We start from the raw sequence: 20,588 nt of genomic DNA, 5'->3' as shown, positions 1-20,588 counted from the left end.
GGCATGGTCGATACCTACCGCCAACAAGGCAACCCGGTGGATGAGCGCACCCCAGCGCTCGATCTACCCCTGCCTCACCTGCTGAACGACACCCGCGACGACGTGCCGCGGCTGCGCGCCGCCCTCGGCCTGATCGACGCAGCGCACAAGCTGCTGGCCGACAACAAGGCCGATAAGAGCGCGCTGCAGGCATTCGCGCTGGCGACAGCCGACGCCATGGAAGCCAGCGAGCAGGCCGCCGCGAACGAAGTGGCAGAGCTGGCCGCGCAGCTGGCTACGCAGACGCAGCAGCTCGGAAAGCAAATAACCGACATGGGCAAGGCGCTGGAGGCCAAGCGCATCGATCTGCAAGCAGTGGCTGCAGCGAGCACGGCCGCACAGGCCCGCGCGGGGTCGGTGGCTGAACGCCGGCTGAGGCAGGCGCACATCAACACCAGCAACGCCCCCACCGGGGTGCTGCAGCCTGGTACGGAGTATTCCGTCTATGCCCCCGCGTGGACCGAGGGGTGGACGCTGCCCGCTGCGCCACAAATCGGCGACCAGATCGTGCTGCTGGACTCATGGAACACCTGGGGCCTGCGCACCTTCGCGGTCAAGCGGGGCGAGGCTTCGCACCACATCAACAACCGCGCCGAAGACGTGCGGTTCAACCTCGATGTGTGGCGCGTGACGCTGACCTACGTGTGGACCGACAAATGGACCCTCTCGATCGGATGAGCAATGTCATATCTCAGTGAATTTTTGGCAGGGCGAAAGCCTTTGCGCGTAACTCGACTCACCTCCGGAGCCGGGAATTTCACCAAGCTGCCGGAAAGCACTTTCGCCATCGTGCGCCTGCAAGGGGGTGGCGCCAACGGCGAGAACTCCGGCCCCACCTACAACGACGCGGCTGCAGGTGGCGCGGGCGGCGGCGCAGGTGGCTATCTGGAGCGGCGTCTTGTCCTTCAGACCACCACGTATTACGCAGTGGGCGCAGCCGGCTACCCGGGCGGCCATACGGTATTCGGCTCCCTGCGCGCCCCCGGTGGACTGCCTGGCCCGGCCAATAACAACATCGCCATGCTGATGGACGGATACACCGCAGGCGGCGCAGGAGGGCTGGGCGGGACAAAAGGTTTTCTTGCCGCCAATGGCGGCGTCGCGGGGACTAACGGCGGACCCGGCATCGCAGTGGGCTGCACCAACTCATCTGTGGCCGGATGGGGTGGTGCTGGCGCAGCGGGATGGAATGGGCCATCCAACCAAGGCTCCGGTGGCGGTGGTGGAGGCGGTGGCGATTCCGTCATGGGTGCCGGCGGCAACGGCGGGCCGGGCGGCACGGACGGCGCCCCGGGCACGCCGGGCAACAGTGCGACCGGCTACGGCGGCGGAGGCGGCGGGGCGGGCGGCGGTGGCGGCGCCGGCAACAGCGCCGGGGTCAGCGGTGGCTGGGGTACCGGCGGCTGCATCGAAATTGAGGAGTACTGATATGCGGTGTGCGCGAGTGATTAACGGCGTGGTCGACAACGTGGTGGAAGCTGGCGAGGTGCCCGAGGGCTGGGTGCCCTGCGGGAACGCGGCCCCTGGCTGGCTCCAGCGGGCTGGCGGCGACTTCGTGCCCCCGGTGGTGGTGGAACTCCGCCAGGTCAGCCGCAAAGCGTTCCTGTCGCGCTTCACCGACGACGAAGCGGTGGACATCGACCTGGCATCCATCGGCGCCACCCGCGAAGCGGCCACCGTGCGCCGGTACCTCTCCAAGACCAACGCCGCCCAGCACATCGACCTGGCCGACGAAGAGACGCGCGAAGGCGTGCAGGCGCTGGAGGCGGTCGGGCTCATTGCCGCCGGCCGCGCGCTGGAGATCCTCGATTCCCCCATCCAACCGAAAGAACTTCCATGACCTGGCTTTCCTTCCTGGCCGTCCTGGCCGCCATCGTGTTCGTGTGGTGCGCCATCCCCTCGCTGTGGGTGCTCATGCTGCCAGGCGTGCCCGTCGAGCACCGCCGTGCAGCTGCCCGCCATTTCGCCCGTGCATCGGTGCGCGGCCTGGCGATGCTGCCGGCCGATGTGCTGGCGCCGCTGGTGGTGCCCTTCGCGCTGCTGGGCACGCGGTGGGAGTCCGAGCAGCTGCCGCGCTGGGCGCGGTGGTGGGATAACGATGTGGGCCTGAACGGCGACAACTTCCCGGTGTGGGTCGCAGACCCTGATTCGAGCCTGGGCCGCCCGCTGCCGGTACCGCTGGAAGACACCGCCGAGGTGCGCGCGCTCTGCTATTGGGCCAAGGGCCACCACCCGCGAAGCTTCTGGGCGCGTTTCGTGTGGCTCGGCCTGCGCAACCGGGCCAGCGCGCTGGCGCTGTCGCTGGGCGAGCCGGCCGACTACAGCCAGCCGGTGACCGAATGGGGCGACCCCGCCACCAGCCGCGAGCGGGAGGGCTGGCACCTGCGCGTGCATGCCGGCATCTACCAGTTCTATTCCGTCCGCAAGCTGGGCCCGCTGGCGCTGCGCACCAACTACGGCAACAAGCTCAACTTTCTGTCGCTGCACCGGCCGCGCCTGCCGGTGGTGTGCATCACGGCATCGCTGCTGGCCTGGAAAGGCAAACCCGAGCAGGCCGCCACCGCCTGACCACCATCACCCACCACGCCCGCCCGGCCACAAGCCCGGCGGGCTTTTTCTTGTCTGCGCGCCAGCCACAGTGCCCCGCGCTGGCTTTCGCGCGCGGGCGAAAGCACCATCAAGGCCTTCACGCTTCACCGCACAGCACACGCACCGAAAGGGCAACCACTCCATGGCCACAGCAGATTTCCACCACGGCGTTCGCGTCACCGAAGTGACCGAGGGAACCACCTCCCTGCGCCTCGTTTCCACCGCCATCATCGGCCTGGTGGCCACCGCCAGCGATGCCGACGCTGCCGCCTTCCCCATCGACAAGCCGGTGCTGTTCACTTCCATCGCCAAGGCCCAGGCCAAGGCGGGCACCAAGGGCACGCTGGCCACGGCGCTGGCGGCCATCGCCGACCAGGCGCGGCCCGTGGTGGTGGTGGTTCGCGTGGCGGATGGCGTGGGCGCGGATGCTGCCGCCAAGGAAGCAGACCAAACCAGTAAGGTGGTGGGCGACTACATCGGCGGCGTGCGCACTGGCATCCAGGCCCTGCTGGCTGCCGAGCAGCAGCTGGGCGTGAAGCCGCGCATCCTGGGTGCCCCGGGCCTGGATACCAAGCCCGTTGCCGAAGCCCTGACCGCCGTGGCCGAAAAGCTGCGCGCCATGGCCTACGTTCATGCCCACGGTGCCGAAGACGTCAGCGAAGCGCTCGCCTATGCCGAGGGTTTCGGCAAGCGCGAAACCATGGTGATCTGGCCCAACTTCACGCAGTGGAGCACGTCGCAGAACAAGGTGGTGGAGGTGCCTGCAGTAGCGCACGCGCTCGGCCTGCGCGCTGCCATCGACCAGGCGCAGGGCTGGCACAAGAGCCTGTCGAACGTGGCGGTAAACGGCCCCACCGGCATCAGCAAAGACGTGTTTTTCGATCTGCAGAACCCGGCCAGCGATGCCACGCTGCTGAACGACGGCAAGGTCACCACCCTGATCCGCAAGCAGGGCTTCCGCTTCTGGGGCAACCGCACCTGCAGCGCAGATGAGGCTTTCTCTTTCGAGCCGGCGACCCGCACGGCCCACGTGCTGGCCGACACGATGGCGGAGGGCCATTTTGAGTTCATCGACAAGCCGCTCACGCCATCGCTGGTGAAAGACATCCTCGAAGGCATCAACGCCCGGCTGCGCAGCTTGAAGGCCGGCGGCTACATCCTTGACGGGCGCGCCTGGGTGAACTACGAAGTGAACACCACCGAGCTGCTGAAAAGCGGAAAGCTCACCATCGACTACGACTACACGCCGCTGCCCCCGCTCGAAGACCTGGGGTTCCGCCAGCGCATCACCGATGCGTATTACGCCGACTGGTCGGTGCGCGTGGCGGCCGGCGAATAACCGCCGAACGCACCAACGCACACCCCCGCAAACTGAGGAACCGACATGGCACTGCCCCGCAAACTGAAAGCCTTTGCCACCTTCGTGGACGGCACCAACTACATGGGCGAAATGCCCGAAGTCACCCTGCCCACCCTGTCCCGCAAGATGGAGGAATACCGGGGGGGCGGCATGAACGGCGCCATCGAGCTGGACATGGGCCAGGAAAAGATGGAGGCCGAGTTGAAGGGCGCCGGCTGGCTGGTGGGCCTGGCCACCAAGTGGGGCGCCGCTGCGCACGACGCCGTTCTGCTGCGCTTCGCAGGCGCAGTGCAGACCGACGACGACGGCCGGGTCACGCCCGTGGAAGTCGTGATGCGTGGCCGCCTGACCGAGCGCGACCCGGGCAGCGCCAAGGCCGGCGACATGATCGAGCGCACCTACAAGTACAGCCTGAGCTACTACAAGGAAGTGGTGGACGGCCAGACGCAGCTCGAAATCGATCTGGTGAACATGGTCGAAAACGTGGGCGGCGTGGACAACCTGGCCGGCGTGCGCGCCGCCCTGGGCATCTAAGCCCGACCGATTGCCAAGCTCCCAGGCGAAGCCCGTGCCGGGCGGCCTGGTTCGCAGCGGGCGGGTGCGGGTAAGCGCAACTCACCACGAACCCCGCCCGCTGCCTTTTTACAACCATCCACACGAATCCACACCATGACGACGAAGCAAGTCAACACCCCCACGGCTGCGGACACCGCCCAGACCGCTGACGCCGCCACCCCTCTGACCATCAACGGCCGGCGTGCTGTCGCCGTGCCGTTGCAGGAAGCCATCAAGCGCGCGGGCGGCGATGTGACCACGTTGCACCTGATGAAGCCGCGCACCGGCGACCTGCGCGGCCTGCTGCTGGCGGAAGTGCTCCAGATGAAAGCGGACACCATGGCGGCCCTGATTCCGCGCATCAGCGTGCCCACGCTCATCAAGAGCGAGGTGGAAGACCTGGACCCCGCCGACTTGGTGGCGTGCAGCGTGGAGGTGGCTAGTTTTTTGGTGCCGAAGGCGGCTTTGGATTCCCTGCCTGCGTAGAAGACGCCATGGCCGACGTGGCCATGCTCTTTCACTGGCCCCCTATCGCCATGCAGACCATGGAAGTGGGCGAACTCATGGCCTGGCGGCAGCGTGCGGTTGAACGCCACAACCAGCAGCACGCATCGGCCGACTGAAAGCGATAACATGTCCACCAATGGGCACCACTCTCGTCCTCGTTACGTCTTTCTTCTGCATCTCGCTGGTGGTCGGTGCCGTGTTGGCCTTCGTGTGGCTCTGCGGCCTGGCCGGCGGTGCGGTCATGCGCCAGATTGTTCCCGAGCCGATGCCCGATGCGCCGCATCGTGCCGGCCAGCTGGCTGCGCTGATTCGCCGCACCCGCGTGGCTGCCGGGCTCCCGCCTATCAACTGACCCGCGCGTCCTGCGCCGCCCCTTGCAACGGGGTGCGGTATGGCTGACAAACTGCGGCTCGAAGTCCTGTTGGCGGCGGTGGATAAAGTGACCGCGCCGCTCAAGCGCATGGGCAGTGGCGCACGTGCGCTTGCGGGCGATCTGAGCCAGGCCGAAGCTGCCTTGAAGAAGCTGGAGAGCCAACAGCGCGCAGTGGCGGCTTTCAAACGCACCGCCGAACAACTGCGCACCACCCGCGCCCAGCTGCAGGCGGCAAGGCAGGGCCACGCCGAACTGGCCGCGCAGACACACCAAGGGGCAGAAGCTCAAAAAGCACATGCCGTGCAACTGCGAGCGGCGGCTGCCGTGGTGCGGCGCCTGACGGCCAGCTTTGAGCAGCAAGCCAGCGCCGCACGCCGCGCTCGCGCCGTGATGGAGTCTCGCGGCATATCCAACCCTGCAGCGGCGGAAGCGCAGCTGTCCGCCCAGATCGACAAGACCACGCAAGCCCTGCAGCGCAAGCATGCGGCCTACCAGCGCATGGCGGCTCTGGAGAAAGCGCACGGTCGCGTTGCCATGCATGGGGCCATGGTGGCTGCGGGCGGTGCCGGCGCCATCGCTGCCGGCCGGCGCACCGTGGCCACCGGCCTGGCCCCAGTGGGCACCTTCATCCAGCACGAAGACGCGATGCTGGGCATTGCTCGGCAGGTGGCGGGCGCCAGGGACAACGCCGGCAATCTGACCCAGGTCTACCGCGACGTGGAAAAGCAGGTGCGTGAGCTTTCCACCCGGCTGCCGCAGACCACGGTGCAGATCGCGGCGATGACCACGGCGGCTGCTCGGATGGAAGTGCCCACCGAAGAACTCGGGGCGTTCGTGGAGCTTTCCAGCGAGATGGCTACCGCCTTCGATGCGGTGCCTGACCAGCTGGCCGAAAGCATGGGCAAGGTGGCCAAGAACTTCAAGATTCCGGTCACGCAGATTCGCGGCCTTGCGGACTCGATCAATTACCTTGACGACAACGCCATCAGCAAGGGTGCGGACATCATCGACGTGCTGAACCGCACCAGCGGCGTGGCATCGACGGTAGGCATCTCGGCCGCGAACTCTGCAGCCCTCGGCAGCACCTTGTTGACGTTGGGCGAGCGCGCGGAAACCGCCGGGACGGCCATCAATGCCATCTTCACGAAGTTCGCAGCTGCCACGAAGGGAACGAAGAAGTTCAAGGCCGCAGTGGCCGAGATCGGCATGACCACCGAGCAGATACAAAAGGGCATGGCGAAGGACGCGGCCGGCACGCTGTTGAAGGTCGCCGAGGCCATCCGCTCCTTGCCAGAAGACAACCGGATCGGCGTGATGGCCGAAATGGTGGGACTGGAGCACAGCGACACCCTGGCCAAGCTGGTGGACAAGCCGGAGGAACTGACCCGCCAGATGGAACTGGCGAACGGGAGCGCAGGCGAAGGCAGCATGACCCGCGAAGCGCAGGCACGCAATGCCACGCTGAGCGCGCAGCTGCAGATGCAGAAGAACCGCGGGTTCAACGCCATGGCCGTGGCAGGCGAGACGTTGAAAGCCCCGCTGCTGGAGGTGTTCCGGATCATCAACCCACTGCTGGAGGGATTCACGGCCTGGATGCAAGCCAACCCCGCACTCGTCGGCGGGATTCTGAAAGCCGTAGTGGTGTTGGGCCTGGCGTCCGCCGCAATGGGCGCCGTGCTTCTGCCGCTGGGGTTGCTCATGGTGAAGGGAATGCTGCTGCGCTTGATGTTCGCGCGGTTGATGCTGGCGTTCACGGGGTGGGGCGGGACCGTAGCGCGCGTGGCGCCAGCGCTCACCACCGCAGCGCAAGCGCTTTTTGCCTGGGGCCAAGTGCGAGTGCTGACACCGGCCATCGGCATGCTGGCCCGCGCATGGGCATGGGCCGGTGGCGCGGTGGCGCGCCTGGGCCCGTGGCTCCTGCGCGGCGCGCAATGGCTCAGCGCCTGGGGCTCTGCACTCGCCGCCTACCTGCCGGCCGCCCTGCGCTGGGGCGCGGTGCTGCTGCGAATTGCCGGTGGCCCCGTCAGCCTGCTGGCCCTGGCAGCCAACATGCTCTATTCGCGGTGGGCCGACGTGGTCGGCGGGTTCTGGCTGCTCAAGGATGACATCGGCGCCGCAGTGATGGCCGCGGCGAACTACGTGCGAGGCCTTGGCACGCAGTTCTTCGATGCGGGCGTGGCCATCGTGCAGGGGATGGCCAACGGCATCACCAGCCGCATCGCCGCAGTGCGAGACGCCATCAGCATGGTGGCCGGCGACTCCATCGACTGGTTCAAGGAAAAGCTGGGCATCCGCAGCCCGAGCCGCGTTTTCATGCAGCTGGGCGGCTACGTGGGCGAAGGCGCGGCCCTCGGCATTGAACGCAGCTCGGCCGGCGTCCGCGTGGCGGCGTTGGGCATGGCAGCCGCCGCCGCGGTGCCGCTGGCGATGCCGGATCTGGCAATGGCTGCGGGCGGGATGCCGGCCATGGCGCCGATGGCCGCAGTGAGTCAGCCGTTCGCAGCGCCCGGGCCTGCCGCTTCCGGCAGTAGCTACCAGATCACGATCAATGCCGCTGCCGGCATGGACGCCCAAGCCATTGCCCGGGCCGTGGCCGCTGAACTCGACCGGCGTGAACGCGAACGCGACAGCCGCCGTTTCAGCCGCCTCTCTGACATCGACTGACCGAAGAAGGACGCACCACCATGATGGCCGCGCTGGGGCAATTCGTCTTTGCCCTCAACACCCTGGCATTCCAAGAGCTGCGGCGCAGCAGCGCCTGGCGCCACCCGAGCAACAGCCGGGTGGGCGCCAGGCCGGCCCGGCAGTTCGTTGGGCCTGGCGACGAGACCCTTTGCTTGTCTGGCCTGCTGGCGCCTGAGTTCATGGGCGATCGCCTGGCCCTTGACCGGCTGCGCGGCATGGCCGACAAGGGCGCCGCGTATGCACTGGTCAACGGGGCCGGCGAGGCCTTCGGCGCCTGGGTGATCGAGAGCATCGAGGAAACCGGCAGCATCTTCGTGCGCGAAGGCGTGGCGCGCCGGGTGGAATTCACCATCAACCTGGCCCGGGTGGACGACGCGCTCGCCGACCCGGCCGGCGGCACCGATGGCGGCGACGACTGGGGCGACTGGTGGAGCGGCGACGATTGGGATTGGTGGACCGAATAGCCATGGCGCCGAACAGCACCGACACCCCGCACCGCCAGGTGCAGTACGCCCTGGTGGTGAACGGGCGCGACATCACCGCCACCGTGCGCCCGCTGCTCATGCGCCTGCGGCTGCGCGAGAGCCGCGGCGAGGAAGCCGACCAGCTGGACATCACGCTGGACGACGCGCTGGGCAATCTGGCACTGCCCCCGGTGGGTGCGACCGTGGCGGTGCAGCTGGGCTACCGGCACACCGGAATGATCGACAAGGGCACCTACACCGTGGACGAGATCGAGCACACGGGCGCCCCTGACGTGGTGCAGCTGCGCTGCCGCAGCGCCGAGCTGCGCGCCACGCTGCGGCAGCGGGCCACACAGAGCTGGCATGGCGCGACGCTGGGCCAGATCGTGCGAGACATCGCGGCCAAGAACAAGCTCCAGCCCAAGGTGGACGACGCCCTGGCCAGCATCGCCGTGCAGCACATCGACCAGACGAACGAGAGCGACGTGCATTTCCTCACCCGCCTGGGGCGGCAGCACGACGCCGTGGCCACCGTGAAGAAAGGCCGCCTAGTGTTCCTGCCCATCGGCAGCACCACGAACGCCGCAGGCCAGCAGATGGAAGCCATCCTGCTGACCCGTGAAGCCGGCGACCAGCACCGCTACCACTCGGCCGCGCGCGACAGCTATAGCGGCGTGCGGGCCTATTGGTACGACAACAAGGCGGCCGACCGGAAAGAGGCCATCGCCGGGGATGAAGCGAACCTCAAGACCCTGCCGCACAGCTACGCCAGCAAGTCCAGTGCGCTGCGCGCCGCCCGGGCCGAGCAGGGACGCATTGCGCGCGGCGCAGCCACTCTGGAAATCGCCCTGGCCATCGGTCAGCCTGCGCTGATGGTGCAGACCCCGGTGAACGTGCGCGGCTGGAAACCTGAGATCGACGGCACCGGCTGGCTGTGCAAGACGGTGGAGCACAGCCTGGAAAACAATGGGCTGACCACCCGGCTGGAACTGGAACTGCAGCAGCGCGAAACAAAGGCGCGCGAGCCCGAAGCGGCAGAAAGTTCACCTGAAGCGGAAGAGGACGTGACCACCAATTGATGTATGTACGGAAAGACTTGCATTAGAAGATATCCGTACATACAATAATCGCATGCACACAGAGTATGACACCCAGAAAGATGCAGTCAATCTGCAGAAGCACGGCGTGTCTCTGGCGTTGGCTCGGGAAATCGATTGGTCGGCCGTCTTGTGCCATGTCGACAGCCGGGCGGACTACAACGAGGTGCGAGAGGTGGGGTATACGCTGATCGATAGACGGCTGTACTCCGTGGTGTTCGTGCAGCGCGGCGAGACGATGCGAATCATCAGCTTGCGCAAGGCCAATAGTCGTGAGGTGAAGCACTATGAAACAGCCATCCAGTCGCAGTAAAACGGGCATCATCATGCCGACCGCAGCAGAAGACGAAGCCATCAACCGGGGGATTGCGGCAGACCCCGACGCCATGGAGCTGACGGCGGAGCTGGCCATGCGTTTGCAGCCACTGCGCCGCCCAGGCCGCCCGAAGGCGGAACAAACCAAAGTACCGATGACCATGCGCGTGGATGCCGACGTGCTCGACGCCATCAAGGCGACGGGCACTGGGTGGCAGACCCGCGTGAATCTGGTGCTGCGCGAGGCCGTGCGACGCGGCAAGCTGGTGGCATGACTAGGGACAGCCGCAAGCAATTCACGCTGCAGGCAGTAAAAGCCAGGGCCGGCGGAATTCTGCAGATCACCTTCGCCGATGGCGAAGAGATGCAGGTGGACATCGACCCCATCGTGGAGCGCTCTCCCGTGCTGAGCCCGTTGCTGGATGCCGCCGTGTTCAAGCGCGCGAAGCTTGGCGAATGGGGCGGCTCCGTCAAGTGGAGCGGAGACGCGCTAGAACTGGCCGCCGACAACCTGCGCGCCCGAGCCATCGAGCAGGCCGGCGGCTATTCGCACGAGACGCTCATGGAGTGGATGCACCGCCACGGCCTGACGCAACAGGCGGCAGCCGATGCGCTGGACATGTCACGCCGCATGCTGGCCTACTACCTAAGCGGGGAAAAGCCGGTGCCGCGCACGGTGGGCCTGGCATGCTTGGGATGGGAAGTCGAACAGCGGCTCGCCGCTTAGTCAAACGGCCAGCGACAAAAAGGTTTCTTCGTCAACAACCGCGACCCCAAGGGCCTCGGCCTTCGCCACTTTTGAAGCACCAGCGCGAGGGCCTATCACCAGGTAATCAAGCGTGCTTCCCACCGTCGCACGAACAGACCATCCGGCGGCTTGCGCGATGTCTTCCAACTGGTCGCGGCGCTTTGCAGTAAAGCCGGTGAACAAGACGGAGTTCTGCCACTCTTTTTGTTTCGACCGCGCTGCAGGTCGAACTGGCGCGGGTATATACGCCATCACCGTGCTGTGTTGTTCGGCTTCCAAAAGCACTCGAACGGGTATCAGTTCGCCGGTAGTCAGATCGGTCAGATCACCTAGAACGCGGTCGCTGCGGAAAGTGCGATTTTCGAGGCGATCCTGGCAGAAACCCTCAAGGTAAGAGTCGCCTCTGTCATTGGTGCTAATACTCGAGATAGTGGCAGTCCTGATAGTGTGGTTGCCGATGTGATCGCAGTAACCGAACCGAAAAACGCTTGGCAGAAGGATCTGCGCCCGGGGTGCCGGCTCGAATGTTGCCGCACGATGTTCGACGGCCTTCGGTCGGGCAGGTGCTGATGTCTCGGGTACCGGTGGCGATGATGGGAGGCCCGCTGGCTGGGCGGCCACAGGTGGAACCGATATGGCGGGTCGCGCGAGGCGGACGGCTAATGTGCGAGCGCTGCGTAGGGCCAGGCAATGCGGTACCAGCAGGAGAACGCCGATGCAAAAAAACACCACGCTTATTTCTGAAAGCGGCATGGCGAGGGCGCCAGCTACCAAGGCTGACGCGAAAGCTGACAAGGCGCCCGTGACGAAGCCCGCGACATGCGCCACCAGCCTATGAGCGTTGTAAGTCGCCGAAAGCCAATTTGCAAACGCGATCCAGCCAAAGACCCACCCGGCGAGAGTGCAGGCAAGGATGAACGAAACTTGTGCGTCGGTCAGCGGGGCCATCAAAACCTTCTACCGTTCCACCCGTAAACCACGCGCCCGCAAATTCGCACTGGTTGCGAGCCGTCAAGCACGTCAACGGTGCGCACGTTCGGGTTGTCACTGGTCACAACATAGGCGCCGTCCATCCTGCGCGTCACACGCTTGATGAAGAGCTGGCCATTGGCTTGCAGCACATAGACCCCATCGACGTCGGCCACCTGACAGTCCGTGTCCACGACAGCGAAATCACCACTATTCAGTGTGCCCAGCATGCTGTCGCCGTAGGCGTGGACAAGCTGCAGCGCCTCGGGTCGGCTGCGCGGCAGATTGAGGTCAAGCCACCGCCGCGAAACGGGAATGCTTCCCAGGATCACGTCTTCCGTGATGAGGTCGCTGCCCGGTCCCATGCTGCCCGTTGCGCTAAACAAAGGCAACGACACAACATCGTCGGCAGGTGCGGGCGCGGGGACAGGCCCAGAGAGCCTTGTGCCGGCACGCTCCCCGGTAATGACATAGCTCACATCAACGCCAATAGTTGCGGCATGCGCCAGAAACTCGGCTTTCGGGGCAAAGTTGCCGGACTCCCACCCCTGCACCGTTCGGTGCCCTACCTTGCCCGCAGCAGCTACCTCCTGCTGCGTGAGGCCCAAACGCTCACGCTCTTGCTTGAACCGAGCGGAAATGCTTGCGCTACTTTTTTCGTCCATGTTGTTGTAATACGCTAGTAGTTGCGTTACCATCGGGCGCATCAGGTAAACACGCCATCTAACACGATGGTACACACCGCCACACATGGCGGGGAGCTTTGGCAATGGCATACGACAACAGGGAAGAGCACGCCCGCGTGTTCCGTCACACCGTGCGGTTCAAGAAGGCGGACCAGCAGCTGCTGGCCGTACTGGCTGAGCGCCTGGGCATGCAGAAAGCCACGCTCATCGAGAGCATGGCCATGCGGGCCGCTGAAAAGGAGCTGCAGCAGCTGGGCCTGCTCGGCGTAGCCACCGCGGCAAACGGCGCCCCCGCAGGCCGCTAAAGAGCATGAGAGCCATGGACCGATGCAAACCACAGAAACCCAGGTGGAAGTCTCTGCCGAAATGGAGCGCCGCCTGGAGCTACTGCGCAAGCACTACGGGCTGCCCAACACCACTGCGGTGATCGAGCTGCTGATTAGCAGGCAGATCGAGCGCAGCGTTTACGAAATGACGGGCCAGCGGCCCGGCCCGAGATTGGCCATCGACAACACGAAGGATGAACATGATGCAAGCCGCGACCACCCCGAGCAGCTTCCAGGCGCTGGTGCAGGCCAGCCGTGCGCGCGGCCGCCTGGTCGAACCCGTGGCACCTGAACCCAAGCCGAAGATGGTGCAGGCCGGCGTGCGGCTGCATCCCGAGGAAATGGACCAGGCCCGCGAGCTGGCGGCGCTGGAAGAGCGCAGCGCCGCCAGTTTCATCCGCCGGGTGTACCTGCGCGGGCTGGCTGCCTACCTGGCCGATCAGGGCCAGGACACGGCCACCACCTGAACCGGGGCAGCAAATAGCCGCGAAAGAGCCGCTCAAAAGCACCAACCTCATGCCTGACAGGAACGCCCCCGTGATGCACACCACCGCTGAAATCGAAGCGCTGCAGACCGTCGCACCTGCACGCCAGCAGCGCCGCCATCAGGGGCGCGAACTGCGGTACGAAGGCACGCGCATGGAGTGCGCCCACTGCGGGGCAAAGAGCGTCATTCGCCACGGTCGCGTAGTGAGTAAGACCATGCGCGAGGTGATCTACCAGTGCACGGATGTCGAGTGCGGCCATTGCTTCGTGGTGATGGCTGAAACCGTGCGCAGCCTGACGCCAAGCGGCAAGCCCGACCCCACGGTCACGTTGCCGCTGTCCAAGCACCTGCGGCGCGGCCTGGTGCGCGTGCTGCTGGACAACGCGGCAGACGCCGACCACGTGCCATTGACGGACATCGAGCCCACCACGGGCGATCTGTTCGCCAGCGCCAGCCCGCCGGCCGACACGACTTAAACGCCGTCACCTGAGCCGCTCAAAAGCAGCGGCCCAGCCCCCTCCGAACCTACCCCCCGACAGAGCCTGTTTCGCAGGCGCTGCGGACTTTCTCACGCCCAAAAACCGATAGGACCGCCATGACAGCAGCTACCGCCGCCGCAACCGTCGCCCCGGCAGGAGACGACAACGCCATCGCCATGGAGGCGTTGACGCGCCTTTTCATCCTGGCCAGCACGCAAACCCACAGCGGCGCCCGGACGGCGGCCTGCCTGCTGCTGGGCCTCTACAACGGCGCGCGTTTCCCGTTCGACCTGACGGACCTGCGCCTGCTGGACGAAGACAACCTCGCGCGCGCGCTGGCGCTGCTCAAGCTGGATGCTCGGCCCGCCATGGAGGTGCACCAGTGGCTCAACCTGCTGCACGGCCGCACCGACTTCGGCGCGCGCTTCGAGCACCTGGCCCACCGCTGGAAGTTGAAGGGCAAGTGCAAGAAGGAATGGCTGGAGCCGGTGCAGTCCATCGTCTGGGAAGGGGCAGCGGCATGAGGGCGGCAGCCGTGCGCATTTCCGCGCTGTCCACCCTGCTGGGCGTGGCCGGGATGGCCGCCGATGCGCCGCCGCTGGTGTGGCTGTCGCTCGCGCTGGGCATGGTCGGGCTCTGTGCGCTGGTCGCCGCGCTGCGGGGCCATGCGTGAACACCTACGCCATCACCTACCGCGCGGGCGGAGACCTGCGCATGTGTCCTGTGCAAGCCGCCAGCATGGCCGCCGCATGGATTTGCGCATTCGATGTGATCGAGGCGCTGGGCGTGCCTGTCGCTGGCTTCGGCGTGCGCCTTGTGGGTGCCGGCGCATGAGCGGTGCAGCAGTGGTGACCGGCGGCGAATCGCAAGTGGCGCCGTGGCCCGTCGATGCGCTGCCCATGGTCACCGCGCCGCGCGTGCTGAACGTGCTGGCGCCGGGCCAGGACGATGTGACAGCCGAGCCCGCCAAGGGCAAGGTGCTGGCCGACCTGATGCGCGTGCGCGATGAATACGCGGAGATCGCCACCCGTGGCCGCTTCAAGGATGCCGCGTCGCGTGAGTGGGGCGCCATTCCGCTGAACTGGCGCATGAACCTGCTGCTGGTCGCCGGCATAGGGGTGGATGCCGACGATCTGGAGGCGCTGGCCCGCAGGCGCTGGGACTTGTTCTCGCCGCATGAGCGCAACCAGCTGCGCATGGAAATCCGCACCGGCAAGAGAGCGCTGGCCCACGTGGTCGCACTGGCGGCGCGCGTGGTGGAAGTCGAGGTGCAATAGACATGGCCGCGATTCCGCGCAAATTGCCCAATGGCAGCCTGGCCGAGTGGAACCGGGACAAGCCCACGCCTCGGATGGCCCGCGACCACATGGAGCGCGTGATCCGGTGCGCCCCCGCAGGCTGGCAGGCGGCGGTCCGCGCGCGGTTCGAGGTGGTCAAGCCGCCCATGTTCGGGCTGCAGCAGACGGCGGCTGAATACCTGGCTACCCCGCCGGATTGGGCCGTCGCGTGGGACCTGATGCAGTCCATTGCCGACTTCGAGAAGGAGTTCGGCGTAGCCAGCCTGTGGAATCTGGACGACGGCGAAATCTGCGACATGGCCAAGAAGTTGGCCGGCGAAGCGGAAGAGCTGGACTCCGCGTGCATCAACGGCGGCGGCGACCTGGCGGCGCGTGTCGATTCGGTGCGGCTGCTGGTGCGCTGTGTGGGCATCACCGAGGATGTGCCGATCCACGGCGAGCCCGCCGTGAGGCGCGCGCAGGACGCCGCCTGGTGGCGCCGCCGGCTGCGCGTGCATGTGGCCCGCACCGTGGAGGCCGGCGAGATTGGCCTGGGCATGGTCCACAAGGGCCGTGGCGGGTATATCAGCCAGAACGGGCTGGTGCGACGCCAGCATCAGCTCAAGCGGAACGCCGAGGCGCTGGAGTGCACGCTGTTCCGCAACGAGGCCGGCCAGGTGTACACGCTGCGCGAGCTGGCCGCGCTGGGGAACGCCAACCCCATCATCCGCGGCGGCGAGCTGATGACCCGCATTCGCGGCGCTGAGGAATACGCCGACGCCCGCGCCCATGTCGGCCTGTTCTTGACGCTGACGCTGCCGAGCCGCTTTCACCCCGTGAAGCTGGGCAGCGGCGGCCGGCCATTCCCCAACAAGAAGTTCGACGGCGCCACCCCGCGCGATGGCCAGCTGTGGCTGCGTGACATGTGGGCCAAGACGCGGGCCGCCCTGGCGCGCAAGGGCGTGCGCATGTACGGCTTGCGCGTGGCCGAGCCCCATCACGATGCCACCCCCCACTGGCATGCCCTGATCTGGGCAGAAGACGAAGCCGGCGCCCAAGCCATCGAGCAGCAGGTGCGCCACTACTGGCTGAGCGACGACGGGGACGAACGTGGCGCCGAGGCCAACCGCGTGAATATCAAGCGGATGACCAAGGGCGGCGCGGCCGGCTACGTGGCGAAGTACATCGCCAAGAGCGTGGGCCACCTGGCACTGGCCCAGCACATGGACGTGGTGGACGGCCAGCAGATCACGCTGGACCTGGGCCCCACCGGCACGAACGACGTGAAGGAAACAGGGCAGGGCTTCAAGCGCGTGGACGCCTGGGCGGCCACGTGGGGCATCCGGCAGTTTCAAACCATCGGCATGCCCAGTGTGACGGTGTGGCGCGAGCTGCGCCGGGTGACACCTGACCAGCTGGAGCTATTCGAGCGCGAAGGCGACCGCACCACGTCGCGCGCGTTCCATGCCTGCCACCGCCGGGGCGACATCCGCGCCGACTGGCGTTCGTTCATGGAGGCCATGGGCGGCCACGCGCTGCCGCGCAAGCGCTGGCACCTGCGCACGGCCCACGACATGGTGGAGCCGGGCGAGACGAATAAATACGGCGAGGAACTGCGTCACGGCCCCATCGCCGGGCTGGTGCCGCAGCAGGGCCGCATGTGCGGCCGGTGGCTGGTGTCGCGCCGCATCTTGTGGCGCCCGGTGGTCGATGAAGCCACGCATGCGGCGCACGCCGCAGGGGCGAGTGCGCAAGGTGCTGCAGGTCAAGCGCAGGGCCAGGGTGCGACCCCGGCCCGCGCGGCTTTGCCGCGCGCTTGGACTGGTTTCAATAACTGTACGGCCCGCATCACGGGCGAGCTGCGCCGGCTAGTTTTTGGCCCCGGCGACGTCCATGCGTCCGAGTGGCTGACCCCCGAAACGGTCGATTTCTACCGAAATCTGCGGGTTGCTGAGCGCGCAGAGCCGGCGGCCGAGCTGGAAGACGGGTGGGACTGGTGAAAAAGCAGCCCGCTACGCCCACCCGCGCCGCCCAGGCCGGCCGCCGCATGCCCGCCGACCCCGAAAACGCCTCGCCACTGCGCCGCCAGGTGCTGGTCGCCGCCCGCCGCCGCTGCGAAGACATGCAGGACGGGCCCGACGCCCGCGAAGCCATGCGCCGCGAGGTGATGGAAACGCCGGCGGGCCTGCTGCCCGACCTGTTGACCGCGCTTTCCACCGTGCGCATCGACCGCACGGCCCTCTTTTTCCGCTCCGCCATCCCGACCGAAAGGACCAACCCATGAACGCGAAACGCACCGACCCGCGCGTGCATTGCTTCCAGCGCCCCCGCCACGGCGACTACGTGCCAGCCGCCGGTACCACGCCGGACCACCTGCGCGCCGTCTTCGAGGCCGAGCGCAAGCGCCTGGCCGAAGCCACCAGGCCGCGGCGCCGGCGGCGGCAGCCTGCTGCGCCCGCCGTGAACCCTCACCAGGCCCAGCTGCAGCTGGTGGCCTGACACCTGCCAACCACCGAAAGAGAACACCATGCGAACGCATCACGACTGCCCGACCCGCCTTGCCGTCAAGCCGGCCGCGACTCACCCCACCCATGGCATCCAGCCGCGGCGCAGCTACCGCGCGCATCTGATTCCGACCAACGCCAACAGCGCCGACCTCGAAGACCTGGCAGACGCTAACCTGCTGCCGACCATCCGCGTGAAGGCGGCCAACGCCACCCAGGCCGAAGCCCATGCCCACCTGGCCAGCGGCAAGGGCGTGCTGCGCGTTGAGCGCGTGGAGGCCTGAACAATGACGCAAGCGAAGAAGAACGCCGGCCTCTCCCAGCCCGTGGCCCGCACCCGCTGGGACGAGATCAAGGAAGCGGAGCGGGTGCGCTACGGCACCGCGCAGCCCGCGCGCATGGACTGGCGCGCCGGCGCGCCATACACCTGCCCGGAGCTGCATCACCGCAGCGCGAGCGTGCGGCATCCGAGCATCATCGCCGGCCGTCGCGTTGGGGGTGCAGCATGAAGCGGATCTATGTCGCCGGCCCGATGTCCGGTTATCCCCAGCTCAACTTTCCCGCCTTCCACGCCGCCGCTGCGGCGCTGCGCGAGGCCGGTCACCATGTCGAGAACCCGGCCGAAATCAATGCCGATCCGAACGCCGCTTGGCTGGATTGCATGCGCGCAGACATCGCCCGACTGGTCACCTGCGATGCGGTGTACATGCTGCCAGGCTGGGAGCAGTCCCGCGGCGCGCGCATCGAGCAGCAGCTCGCGGCCGGGCTGGGTCTGGACGTGCTTCACGCTGCGACCACATCACTGTTGGAAAGCGGGCGCGGCAATGGCTAGGCGTGATCGGCTGACGAAAACAGACCGTGCCCTGGCCAGCCCAGTGGCCAAGGCGCTGGCCAGGCGCGCCATGCTGGAGCTGCAGGCGGAAATGGCTGCCATCGGCCACCAGTGCCTCCAGGTGCCGCACCTGAGCGAACAGCGCGAGCTGCTGTCTCGGCTGGCGGTCATGCTCGGGGTCGGCGCCGAAGTGGCCGCAGTCGTGCCGGTGCTGGGCGACAACCGCGCCGGCTTGCACCAGGCGCTCGAAGAGGTGGTGCGCATGGCCTGCGATGGCTGCCGCTGGAGTGCGCCGTGGGCCGCGCACTTGCACTTCGCCCTAGAGGTGGCCGCCGAGGTGATGATGGACGACACAGTGCTGGCCATGCGCGTGCTGCCGGGCGCGCGGGCGCTGGCCGGAGACATCATGGCCGGACGCATCCGGCCGCATGCTATCACCCCGCTGGTAACGCCTGAACACTACAAGAACAAGCGCAACGCGGGCCCACCTGATGCCATGCGGGAGGTCGAAACATGCAACGTCTGATATTTAGCAAGGCGCAGCTGCTGGAAGAGCTGGGAATTGTCGAAAACACCCTGCGGGCGTTGATCGAGCAGCGCGCGTTCCCCCGGCCGCGCAAGATGGGAGCGAAGTTGTTCTGGCTGATTGCGGAGGTGGCCGATTGGCTGGCTGGGTGTCCTATGGCGTGGGCGGGCGACAGCACCACGGCACCTACGTCAGGGCAAAAGGAAGGGCGGGCACCCACCGCGTGAGAAGTGCTGAATACGCGAGCCCGAACCGGTGTTCCAGAGCGGTCACGCCCATCCACAGGAGCAAGCGGTCGGTGAGGTCGATTGGCTGATTCCCACCGATGGCCTCGGAACTGAGTTCACCCACTCCGTGACCCTACGGTCGCGTTCTCGCCCCGCGCCATGGCAAGGCCCACTCCCGTCACCCGCTTCACCGTGGCAGATCGCCCCGGTTGGTCCGGGATCTGCGCCTCAACCATTCCAGCGGCTCGCAACACCCGCAAACGGTCAACCTCGTTCTCGTCGACCATTTCTACGGGAAATTTGTCGCAGGCCGCAAGTTTTCTTAGTAAATCTACACACACGGATTCCCTCCAAGCAATGTTTGCCGATTGCATGGTTCAATGCAGAACCACATTCAGCCTATAGGTTCTGAAGCGCGTTCTCAGTGCACTAGGTCGCCGGTGAGGAAATTGCGCAAGTAGGCCTCGCGAATACTGTGTTCGTTGAGGAAAATAATTCCTTCGGCGTTTTCCTTTGCAGCCTCTAAAGCGGCCATTCCTAGCACCGTTCTTCGAGCATGCACAATATTTACAATACTGACAAAGTCCGTACCTGTGCCGAAAGCCTCCTGCAGCGACTGACGCGCAATCCGCAGACTTAACAACCTGCGGTCCGCCTCTAAATCAACTTCGATCTCCTGCGGGCTCCCAGCGACCATGATTATTCGATTGACAGTGCAAAACATGAAGGTGCTCTCTGAGATAAAGTTCGTTATTTATAGGGTCGTGCCCGAGGCGAATCAGCCGCCATGAGGAGGGCCGAGCCGTGTAGGACAAGGTCCCGCTTCAACACCACGGTGTAACCAAAAATTCAAGCGCCCAGCCATGGCGACACAAGAGAAAGGTGAGGCGTTGTCTTACAGACTGGGCGGTAGCCTGCGCTAGAGCATTCGCTTCCCATAACGACTGGAGTGACCATGGCTATTAAGACCGTTGCTGACCTTTTACTTCATGAGCTTTCTGACACATACAGCGCAGAAAAACAGATGACCAAGTCTCTTCCGCGTATGGCTCGGGCGGCAAACGACATTGAGCTTGCTCAAGCCTTCTTGGACCACTTGGAAGAAACGCGTGCCCAAGTAGAAAGAATCGACCAAGTGGTTGAGCTGCTGGGTCTAAAGCTGAAGCGGATCAAATGCGCAGCCATGGAGGGCTTGGTTGAAGAAGGCAAGGACCTTATCGACGGCATCGAAAAAGGACCTGTCCTAGATGTTGCCTTGATCGGGGCAGCCCAAAAGGTCGAGCATTACGAGATCGCGAGCTACACAACGCTAATCACGCTTGCATCCAAACTCGGCTATACCGCGGCGTTGCCATTGCTGGAAGCCTCCTTGGCTGAAGAAAAAGCCACCGATGAAAAGCTCGGCTTGCTTGGCCAAGCGGCAGCTATCGAAAACGCTCAAGCTGATTAATCGATTGGCGGGCACGCTGCATCTCGGCGCAACCGGCAGAGCGGGCAGTAAGCACGAACGGGCGATGCGGCAGTAGCTACGGACGCCGCGGTA

General features: G+C 65.9%; 35 protein-coding genes. 32 read left to right on the top strand and 3 right to left on the bottom strand.

Annotated features, from left to right (window positions below; translation table 11 throughout):
• Positions 1-3: 3 nt before the first annotated feature.
• From ASF94_RS12360 to ASF94_RS12295, 15 genes are all read left to right on the top strand, one after another.
• Entirely contained in the window at positions 4-717 is a 714-nt protein-coding gene (locus ASF94_RS12360; protein WP_056666527.1) for a hypothetical protein, read from the top strand.
• A gap of 3 nt (positions 718-720) precedes the next feature.
• On the top strand, positions 721-1,467 hold the full coding sequence (locus tag ASF94_RS21925) for a hypothetical protein (protein WP_156382524.1): 747 nt from the start codon (positions 721-723) through the stop codon (positions 1,465-1,467).
• A gap of 1 nt (position 1,468) precedes the next feature.
• A complete protein-coding gene (locus ASF94_RS12350) occupies positions 1,469-1,879 on the top strand; it encodes a hypothetical protein (protein ID WP_156382523.1) in 411 nt (136 codons plus the stop codon).
• Positions 1,876-2,607 (top strand): hypothetical protein, encoded by a 732-nt coding sequence (locus tag ASF94_RS12345; protein ID WP_056666517.1) that lies wholly within the window; start codon positions 1,876-1,878, stop codon positions 2,605-2,607. Before ASF94_RS12350 ends, ASF94_RS12345 begins: the two co-directional genes overlap by 4 nt.
• A 163-nt stretch (positions 2,608-2,770) precedes the next feature.
• Entirely contained in the window at positions 2,771-3,967 is a 1,197-nt protein-coding gene (locus ASF94_RS12340) for a phage tail sheath subtilisin-like domain-containing protein (protein WP_056666514.1), read from the top strand.
• Positions 3,968-4,012: 45 nt separating this feature from the next.
• Positions 4,013-4,522: a phage major tail tube protein gene (locus tag ASF94_RS12335; protein ID WP_056666509.1), complete on the top strand. Its 510-nt coding sequence runs from the start codon at positions 4,013-4,015 to the stop codon at positions 4,520-4,522.
• 135 nt (positions 4,523-4,657) lie between these two features.
• A complete protein-coding gene (locus tag ASF94_RS12330; protein ID WP_082493223.1) occupies positions 4,658-5,029 on the top strand; it encodes a phage tail assembly protein in 372 nt (123 codons plus the stop codon).
• 8 nt (positions 5,030-5,037) lie between these two features.
• Positions 5,038-5,166: a GpE family phage tail protein gene (locus ASF94_RS20875; protein ID WP_082493222.1), complete on the top strand. Its 129-nt coding sequence runs from the start codon at positions 5,038-5,040 to the stop codon at positions 5,164-5,166.
• A gap of 20 nt (positions 5,167-5,186) precedes the next feature.
• Positions 5,187-5,402, top strand: coding sequence for a hypothetical protein (locus tag ASF94_RS12325; RefSeq protein WP_056666506.1), 216 nt, complete (start codon positions 5,187-5,189; stop codon positions 5,400-5,402).
• A gap of 39 nt (positions 5,403-5,441) precedes the next feature.
• Entirely contained in the window at positions 5,442-8,087 is a 2,646-nt protein-coding gene (locus ASF94_RS12320; RefSeq protein WP_056666503.1) for a phage tail tape measure protein, read from the top strand.
• A gap of 20 nt (positions 8,088-8,107) precedes the next feature.
• Entirely contained in the window at positions 8,108-8,572 is a 465-nt protein-coding gene (locus ASF94_RS12315) for a phage tail protein (RefSeq protein WP_056666501.1), read from the top strand.
• A 2-nt stretch (positions 8,573-8,574) separates the two neighbouring features.
• Positions 8,575-9,651: a contractile injection system protein, VgrG/Pvc8 family gene (locus ASF94_RS12310; RefSeq protein ID WP_056666498.1), complete on the top strand. Its 1,077-nt coding sequence runs from the start codon at positions 8,575-8,577 to the stop codon at positions 9,649-9,651.
• 52 nt (positions 9,652-9,703) lie between these two features.
• Positions 9,704-9,982: a BrnT family toxin gene (locus ASF94_RS12305; protein ID WP_056666495.1), complete on the top strand. Its 279-nt coding sequence runs from the start codon at positions 9,704-9,706 to the stop codon at positions 9,980-9,982.
• 13 nt (positions 9,983-9,995) lie between these two features.
• Positions 9,996-10,259 (top strand): BrnA antitoxin family protein, encoded by a 264-nt coding sequence (locus tag ASF94_RS12300; RefSeq protein ID WP_056666492.1) that lies wholly within the window; start codon positions 9,996-9,998, stop codon positions 10,257-10,259.
• Positions 10,256-10,711, top strand: coding sequence for a DUF2442 domain-containing protein (locus ASF94_RS12295; protein WP_056666489.1), 456 nt, complete (start codon positions 10,256-10,258; stop codon positions 10,709-10,711). The genes ASF94_RS12300 and ASF94_RS12295 overlap by 4 nt, the downstream gene beginning before the upstream one ends.
• Here ASF94_RS12295 and ASF94_RS20870 read toward each other — a convergent pair whose 3' ends face one another.
• Both ASF94_RS20870 and ASF94_RS12290 read right to left on the bottom strand, forming a co-directional pair.
• Positions 10,712-11,680: a BRCT domain-containing protein gene (locus ASF94_RS20870; RefSeq protein ID WP_082493219.1), complete on the bottom strand. Its 969-nt coding sequence runs from the start codon at positions 11,678-11,680 to the stop codon at positions 10,712-10,714.
• The gene (locus ASF94_RS12290; RefSeq protein ID WP_056667233.1) at positions 11,680-12,366 is read right to left on the bottom strand and encodes a S24 family peptidase; all 687 of its coding nucleotides are present in this window, start codon (positions 12,364-12,366) and stop codon (positions 11,680-11,682) included. The genes ASF94_RS20870 and ASF94_RS12290 overlap by 1 nt, the downstream gene beginning before the upstream one ends.
• Before the next feature lie 104 nt (positions 12,367-12,470).
• On the opposite strand from ASF94_RS12290, the gene ASF94_RS12285 reads away from it, so the two are divergent.
• The 16 genes from ASF94_RS12285 to ASF94_RS12225 all read left to right on the top strand — a co-directional run bounded on the left by ASF94_RS12285 (position 12,471) and on the right by ASF94_RS12225 (position 19,045).
• Positions 12,471-12,692 carry a hypothetical protein gene (locus ASF94_RS12285; RefSeq protein WP_056666486.1) on the top strand — a complete coding sequence of 74 codons (222 nt, stop codon included), beginning with the start codon at positions 12,471-12,473 and terminating at the stop codon, positions 12,690-12,692.
• 22 nt (positions 12,693-12,714) lie between these two features.
• A complete protein-coding gene (locus ASF94_RS21320; protein ID WP_156382522.1) occupies positions 12,715-13,005 on the top strand; it encodes a hypothetical protein in 291 nt (96 codons plus the stop codon).
• Entirely contained in the window at positions 12,995-13,180 is a 186-nt protein-coding gene (locus ASF94_RS12280) for a hypothetical protein (RefSeq protein WP_156382521.1), read from the top strand. Before ASF94_RS21320 ends, ASF94_RS12280 begins: the two co-directional genes overlap by 11 nt.
• Before the next feature lie 73 nt (positions 13,181-13,253).
• Positions 13,254-13,676, top strand: a complete 423-nt coding sequence (locus ASF94_RS12275) for an ogr/Delta-like zinc finger family protein (protein WP_082493218.1) — start codon at positions 13,254-13,256, stop codon at positions 13,674-13,676.
• 119 nt (positions 13,677-13,795) lie between these two features.
• Positions 13,796-14,203, top strand: coding sequence for a hypothetical protein (locus ASF94_RS21590; protein ID WP_200933066.1), 408 nt, complete (start codon positions 13,796-13,798; stop codon positions 14,201-14,203).
• Complete coding sequence (locus ASF94_RS21315; RefSeq protein ID WP_156382520.1) at positions 14,200-14,352, top strand: hypothetical protein; 153 nt, start codon at positions 14,200-14,202, stop codon at positions 14,350-14,352. Before ASF94_RS21590 ends, ASF94_RS21315 begins: the two co-directional genes overlap by 4 nt.
• Positions 14,349-14,513, top strand: a complete 165-nt coding sequence (locus ASF94_RS21310; RefSeq protein ID WP_156382519.1) for a hypothetical protein — start codon at positions 14,349-14,351, stop codon at positions 14,511-14,513. The genes ASF94_RS21315 and ASF94_RS21310 overlap by 4 nt, the downstream gene beginning before the upstream one ends.
• Positions 14,510-14,956, top strand: coding sequence for a hypothetical protein (locus tag ASF94_RS12265; RefSeq protein WP_056666479.1), 447 nt, complete (start codon positions 14,510-14,512; stop codon positions 14,954-14,956). Before ASF94_RS21310 ends, ASF94_RS12265 begins: the two co-directional genes overlap by 4 nt.
• Before the next feature lie 2 nt (positions 14,957-14,958).
• Positions 14,959-16,956 (top strand): replication endonuclease, encoded by a 1,998-nt coding sequence (locus ASF94_RS12260; protein WP_056666476.1) that lies wholly within the window; start codon positions 14,959-14,961, stop codon positions 16,954-16,956.
• Entirely contained in the window at positions 16,953-17,240 is a 288-nt protein-coding gene (locus ASF94_RS12255) for a hypothetical protein (protein ID WP_156382518.1), read from the top strand. The genes ASF94_RS12260 and ASF94_RS12255 overlap by 4 nt, the downstream gene beginning before the upstream one ends.
• Positions 17,237-17,455: a hypothetical protein gene (locus tag ASF94_RS12250; RefSeq protein ID WP_056666470.1), complete on the top strand. Its 219-nt coding sequence runs from the start codon at positions 17,237-17,239 to the stop codon at positions 17,453-17,455. Before ASF94_RS12255 ends, ASF94_RS12250 begins: the two co-directional genes overlap by 4 nt.
• Before the next feature lie 28 nt (positions 17,456-17,483).
• Complete coding sequence (locus ASF94_RS12245; RefSeq protein ID WP_235505347.1) at positions 17,484-17,744, top strand: hypothetical protein; 261 nt, start codon at positions 17,484-17,486, stop codon at positions 17,742-17,744.
• A 3-nt stretch (positions 17,745-17,747) separates the two neighbouring features.
• On the top strand, positions 17,748-17,969 hold the full coding sequence (locus ASF94_RS12240) for a hypothetical protein (RefSeq protein WP_056666467.1): 222 nt from the start codon (positions 17,748-17,750) through the stop codon (positions 17,967-17,969).
• Complete coding sequence (locus tag ASF94_RS12235; protein ID WP_056666464.1) at positions 17,966-18,292, top strand: DUF4406 domain-containing protein; 327 nt, start codon at positions 17,966-17,968, stop codon at positions 18,290-18,292. Before ASF94_RS12240 ends, ASF94_RS12235 begins: the two co-directional genes overlap by 4 nt.
• A complete protein-coding gene (locus ASF94_RS12230; RefSeq protein ID WP_156382517.1) occupies positions 18,285-18,818 on the top strand; it encodes a hypothetical protein in 534 nt (177 codons plus the stop codon). Before ASF94_RS12235 ends, ASF94_RS12230 begins: the two co-directional genes overlap by 8 nt.
• Complete coding sequence (locus ASF94_RS12225; protein WP_056666459.1) at positions 18,806-19,045, top strand: AlpA family transcriptional regulator; 240 nt, start codon at positions 18,806-18,808, stop codon at positions 19,043-19,045. Before ASF94_RS12230 ends, ASF94_RS12225 begins: the two co-directional genes overlap by 13 nt.
• A gap of 421 nt (positions 19,046-19,466) precedes the next feature.
• Here the strand turns inward: ASF94_RS12225 and ASF94_RS21305 are convergent, their stop codons facing one another.
• On the bottom strand, positions 19,467-19,769 hold the full coding sequence (locus ASF94_RS21305) for a hypothetical protein (protein ID WP_156382516.1): 303 nt from the start codon (positions 19,767-19,769) through the stop codon (positions 19,467-19,469).
• Between the two features lie 231 nt (positions 19,770-20,000).
• Here ASF94_RS21305 and ASF94_RS12220 point away from each other — a divergent pair, with 231 nt between their 5' ends.
• Positions 20,001-20,495, top strand: coding sequence for a ferritin-like domain-containing protein (locus ASF94_RS12220; RefSeq protein ID WP_056666456.1), 495 nt, complete (start codon positions 20,001-20,003; stop codon positions 20,493-20,495).
• The last annotated feature ends 93 nt before the right edge of the window (positions 20,496-20,588 follow it).

It is taken from the genome of Acidovorax sp. Leaf160, assembly GCF_001424265.1.
In the GTDB taxonomy this organism is placed as follows: domain Bacteria; phylum Pseudomonadota; class Gammaproteobacteria; order Burkholderiales; family Burkholderiaceae_C; genus Paracidovorax.
This window is presented reverse-complemented; position numbering and strand designations above follow the sequence as displayed.